Genomic DNA, 5185 nt, shown 5'->3' with positions numbered 1-5185 from the left:
GTCCAAGGTCAAGGGATCGGACAGCTTCAACCATACGAAGTTCGCCGACAATCCGACGCTGGTGAAGATGATCGGCCAGCGGCTACGCGAGGATGACGGCTTTGCCAGCGACCGTGACGTGACAGACCGCATCAGCCTGCTTGGACAATAGATGCGGTCCCGCGGTTTTCGCCGTGCCTGTTCACCATTGCGGATGTATCGATTCACTTTGAACTGGACCGCGCCGGTCTCCGGCCTTATCGGAATAGCCAGCGACGTCATGCGTTTGACGTCCCCCTTTGCGGGAGCCGGCGTATGACCATGCGTTCGAAGAGTTATCTCGTCGTTGCATTGGCGCTCGCTGTCACCGGCTGCGCCGGCGGCAAAACGCACGACCTGCTCAACAAGACGACGGTCACGGTGCCCGCTTCCGACATCGTGGCCACGCATGAAATCTTCGTCGCCACGACACGCCAGAGGGCAACCAAGGACCCGCGACAGGTGTTCGACGGCGATCGCTCGCTGACCACCAGCTTTGCCCGTGTCGACGTCACCGTCCCGAAAATCCATCAGGTCGGCGCCATCGAGCGGGCCAAGGGATCCGCGAACAGCAATCCGGCCAAGGATTTCACCGCCAAGGACGTCACCTTCTATGAAGGCGCGCCGCAATTCGCCAAGGCGGTCGGCGCCGACATCGCCATGCGCGGCGACCGTGCGCTGGTTTTCGTGCACGGCTTCAACAACGGCTTCGATGACGGCATCTACCGGCTGACGCAGATCGCCCACGACACGAAATATCCCGGCACGCCGGTGCTGTTCTCGTGGGCATCGAGCGGCAAGACCACGGGTTACATCTACGACAAGGAAAGCGCCAACGCAGCGCGCGACGACCTCGAGGCGACGCTCAGGATGCTTGCCAAGACCAAGGTCAAGAGCATCGACATCATCGCCCATTCGATGGGGACCTGGGTGACCATGGAGGCTCTGCGCCAGCTTGCCATCACCGGCGATCGCGATCTCGACGACAAACTCGGTTACGTCATCTTGGCCTCGCCCGACATCGATGTCGACGTGTTCAAGAAACAGATGATCCGTTACGGCAAACCCGACAAGCCATTCGCCATCCTGCTCTCGGCGGATGACCGGGCTCTCAAGCTGTCCTCCCTGATCTCGGGCGATAAGCCGCGCGTCGGCGATTACGGCGATGTGGCCGACCTCGCCAGCTATGGCGTGTCGGTGGTCGACCTTTCCCAGGCCAAGGGCGGCGACCGCCTCAACCACGCCAAATTCGCCGACAACCCGATGCTGGTGCAACTGCTCGGCGACCGGCTGCGGGCGCCTGCCGGCCTTGCCTCGGACGAGCCCGTCCCGACTCAGCTCAACAATCTCGGCCAGGGCCTCGGCAAGGCCGTCGGGTCGGTCGCGGAAATCGTCATCACCACGCCGTTCAAGGTGCTGACCATCGCCACCGGCGGGTGAGCCAGCGGGCGACATTGGCCCTAGGATTGTTGAGTTCGGGTCAGGCCGAGCCGAAAGTGGTGGTTTTCGAGAACCGGAGCGGAGCGTACTTAAGTACGTGAGCACCGGAAGCGCAGAAAATCGCTACTTGCAGGCCGGCATGGCCTGAATATCAACAATCCTAGACGAACAGATCGACCTTCTGGAATGTCGTCACGTCGATCAGGCCGACATCGGAAATCCTGAGTTCGGGGATGACGACCAGCGCCAGCAGCGAGTGCTGCATGTAGGCGTTGTTCAGCGAACAGCCCATCTTGCGCATCGCCTCGGTGAGCTTCTCTGCCTTGGCCGCGACGATCTCGGCCCGCTCGTCCGACATCAGCCCGGCGATCGGCATTTCGACCAGCGCCAGTTCCTTGCCCTTGGAGAACAGCACGACGCCGCCGCCGACCGCACCCAAGCGATTGACGGCCAGCGCCATGTCCTGCTTGTTGGTGCCGACGCAGATGATGTGATGGGCGTCATGCGCGACGCTGGACGCCATGGCGCAGTCGCCCATATAGCCGAAGCCGGAAACGAAGGCGTTGGTGACGCCGCCCGTGCCCCGGTGGCGCTCGACCAGCGCGATCTGGCAGATGTCGTTGCGGCGGTCCATGGCGACCAGCCCGTCCTCGACCGGCAGATCGGCCTCCAGCGCGCGCGTCGGCGCCTGGTTCTCGATGACGCCGATGACACGCACCCGCACCTCGTTTGCGCCTTTGGGAGCAACGATATCGAAGTCGCCGCCCTTCAGCTTCTTGCCGAGCTTGACGGTGTTCTTCGCCGTCTTCGGGTAATCATAGGCCGGAATGTCGATTTCGAGCTTGCCGCCCTTGGCCAGCCTGACGCCGCGTGCATAGACCTCGTCGATGGTCATTGCGGCGAGATCCGAGACGATCAGCAGGTCGGCCAGCCGCCCCGGCGCGATCGAGCCGATCTCGCGCTCGAGTCTGAAATGCTGGGCGGTGTTGAGCGTCGCCATCTGGATCGCCGTCACCGGCTTCAACCCCTGTTGGATGGCGTGGCGCACCACGCGGTCCATATGGCCTTCCTGGACCAGCGTGCCGGAATGGCTGTCGTCGGTGCACAGGATGAAATTGCGCGGGTCGATGCCGCTCTCCGTCACCGCCTTGATCTGCGAGGCGACGTCGTACCAGGCCGAGCCGAGCCGCAGCATCGCCTTCATGCCCTGGCGCACACGGGCGATGGCATCCTCGGCGCGTGTGCCCTCATGATCGTCCTCGGGACCGCCGGCGGCATAGCCATGGAACGGCAGGCCGAGATCGCGCGAGGCATAGTGGCCGCCGACCGTTTTCCCCGCTTTCACCGTCGCGGCGATCTCGCCCGACATGACAGGATCGTTGGCGGCGACGCCGGGGAAATTCATCACTTCGCCAAGACCGATGATGTTTTCCCAGCTCATTGCCTCCGCGACATCGGCGACCGTCAACTCGGCGCCTGCATGCTCCAGCCCGGGCGCCGAGGGCACGCAGGACGGCATCTGTACATGCACGTTGATGGGCATGGCGACGGCCTCGTCATGCATCAGCCGCACGCCCGGCAGGCCAAGCACATTGGCGATCTCGTGCGGGTCGATGAACATAGAGGTGGTGCCGTGCGGAATAACGGCCCGGCAGAACTCGGTCACCGTCACCATGCCGCTCTCGACATGCATATGCGCGTCGCAGAGGCCGGGCACCAGATAGCGCCCGCCGGCGTCGACCACCTTGGTGCCCTGGCCGATGGCATGGCTGGCGTTCGGGCCGCAATAAGCGAAACGACCGCCGGCAATGGCGATGTCGGTGCCGGCGATGATCTCGCCCGAATGGACGTTCACCCAACGGCCGTTGCGGACGACCAGGTCAGCGGGTTTGCGCCCCATGGCGACATCGACCAGATGTGTCGCCATCTCGGTCCACGGTCTGGGTTTTGCGGGCGTTGCTTTCGTCATTCGCGATTCCTTCGGTTGTTGCCAGTCTCGCAAATGTCGGCGGGCGCCGCCAGAGCCGTCGGGCCAACACACCGCGGCAGACTGAGCTTGTTGACTAATCTGGCCAAAGCGCGATGCTGGCTACGGACCGAGCCGTAAGGGGGAAACATGACCCGTTTTTGCAAAGTGTTCGCCATCGTCATCTTGTTCGCCGCCTCGAGCGCTTTTGCCGCCGCCGAGGAACGTTGGCAGACCTTGCCGGAGCCTGCGGCCATGCCCAAACCCGATCAGAGCGGATATGCGCCGGTGAACGGCATCCAGATGTACTACGTCGTTTTCGGAGCGGGCGACCCCGTGCTGCTCATCCATGGCGGCCTCGGCCACGCCGACATCTGGGCCAGCCAGGTGGCCACGTTTTCCAAGACGCACAAGGTGATAGTCGCCGACAGCCGTGGTCACGGCCGCTCCACCCGCACCGAGCAGCCCTATGGCTATGACTTGATGGCGTCGGACTATCTGGCGCTGCTCGATTACCTGAAGATCGACAAGACCGCGCTCGTGGGCTGGAGCGATGGCGGAATTATCGGTATCGACATCGCACTGCATCATCCGGAGCGGCTGACAAGGCTCTTTGCGCAAGCCGCCAACGTAACCACCGACGGCGTCGATCCGGGCGTGATGACCAACAAGACCTTTGCCGCCTACATCGACCGCTCCGGCCGCGACTACAAGAAGATGTCGAAAACACCGGACCAGTATGACGCCTTCGTGGCGCAGATGAGCCATATGTGGGAGACCGAGCCGGCGTGGACCAAGGAGCAGCTCGCTGCGATAACCACGCCGACGGCGATCGTTGCCGGCGACCATGACGAAGCGATCAAGCGCGAACACACCGAATATATCGCCTCCGCCATCCCGGGCGCGAAGCTGATTATCCTGCCCAACGCCAGTCATTTCGCCATGCTGCAAGCGCCGGATGAATATAACCAGGCTGTGCTGGATTTCATCGACGCCAAATAGAGGATTCTGTGCGGCGACAGGGGGATTGCGATTGCGGCGAATGCGGTTATCCTTCTGGCGAGGATCTTTCTGAATCGTCATTTCGGGGAGTTCGATGTATCGCCTGATGGTCGCAAGTGCCGGTTTTCTTGCCGCTCTGGTCGTGCCGGCTTTCGCCGCCGACCCAGCGGCCGATGTTCCGATGACCGCGCCCGGCTTCGACTGGACCGGCTACTATGCCGGCATGCAAGCCGGCTATGGCTGGGGTCGGTCCGACATATCAGGAACAGAGGGCGAGCCGTTTTCGGCCACACCTGACGTTGACGGCGGTTTTGTCGGCGGCCATGTCGCCGGACTGTGGCAATTCGACCAGGCGGTGCTGGGCGCCGAGGCAGACCTCAACTATTCCTCGATCGACGGAACGACGATATCGGCCCTGGGAAGCACATTCGGCACCGACATCAAGTGGTTCGGGTCGGTCAACGCCAAGGCCGGCTACGCCATGGATCGCCTGCTGGTCTACGGCATTGGCGGCGTCGCCTTTGCCGGCATCGAAACATCGCAAGTCGCGGGTCCGGCGTTCGCCAGCACGCGCACGAATGTCGGCTGGACCGTGGGTGCCGGCGTCGACTACGCGTTGACCGACAAGTTCGTCGTCGGCGCACAGTATCGCTACTATGATTTCGGCTCCGAGCACTACGACGTAGCGGAACCCTTCAACGATCGCGATCAGAACGTGAAGCTCAACACGGTAGGCATCAATTTGAGCTACAAGTTCTG

At 62.7% G+C, this 5185-nt stretch carries 4 protein-coding genes; 3 read left to right on the top strand and 1 reads right to left on the bottom strand.

Going from position 1 to position 5185, the window contains the following annotated elements; all coding sequences use genetic code 11:
* Nucleotides 1–294 precede the first annotated feature (294 nt).
* Entirely contained in the window at nucleotides 295–1458 is a 1164-nt protein-coding gene (locus EN750_RS17585) for an alpha/beta hydrolase (protein WP_127397166.1), read from the top strand.
* Between the two features lie 160 nt (nucleotides 1459–1618).
* Here EN750_RS17585 and ade read toward each other — a convergent pair whose 3' ends face one another.
* On the bottom strand, nucleotides 1619–3427 hold the full coding sequence (gene ade / locus EN750_RS17580; protein WP_127397165.1) for an adenine deaminase: 1809 nt from the start codon (nucleotides 3425–3427) through the stop codon (nucleotides 1619–1621).
* Between the two features lie 147 nt (nucleotides 3428–3574).
* Here ade and EN750_RS17575 point away from each other — a divergent pair, with 147 nt between their 5' ends.
* Nucleotides 3575–4426 carry an alpha/beta hydrolase gene (locus EN750_RS17575; protein ID WP_127397164.1) on the top strand — a complete coding sequence of 284 codons (852 nt, stop codon included), beginning with the start codon at nucleotides 3575–3577 and terminating at the stop codon, nucleotides 4424–4426.
* Nucleotides 4427–4520: 94 nt separating this feature from the next.
* Nucleotides 4521–5185, top strand: a 665-nt coding sequence (locus tag EN750_RS17570; protein ID WP_128290002.1) for an outer membrane protein, incomplete at its 3' end; no start/stop codon positions are given.

Source organism: Mesorhizobium sp. M7A.F.Ca.ET.027.03.2.1, from assembly GCF_003999175.1.
In the GTDB taxonomy this organism is placed as follows: Bacteria; Pseudomonadota; Alphaproteobacteria; order Rhizobiales; family Rhizobiaceae; genus Mesorhizobium.
The sequence above is the reverse complement of the archived record's forward strand: the minus strand, read 5'-3'. Positions and strand labels throughout refer to the sequence as shown.

Excerpts from the sequence above, each read along its gene's own strand:
- EN750_RS17585 (WP_127397166.1), top strand. The coding sequence starts at position 295 with ATGACCATGCGTTCGAAGAGTTATCTCGTCGTTGCATTGGCGCTCGCT.
- ade (WP_127397165.1), bottom strand. The coding sequence starts at position 3,427 with ATGACGAAAGCAACGCCCGCAAAACCCAGACCGTGGACCGAGATGGCG.
- EN750_RS17575 (WP_127397164.1), top strand. The coding sequence starts at position 3,575 with ATGACCCGTTTTTGCAAAGTGTTCGCCATCGTCATCTTGTTCGCCGCC.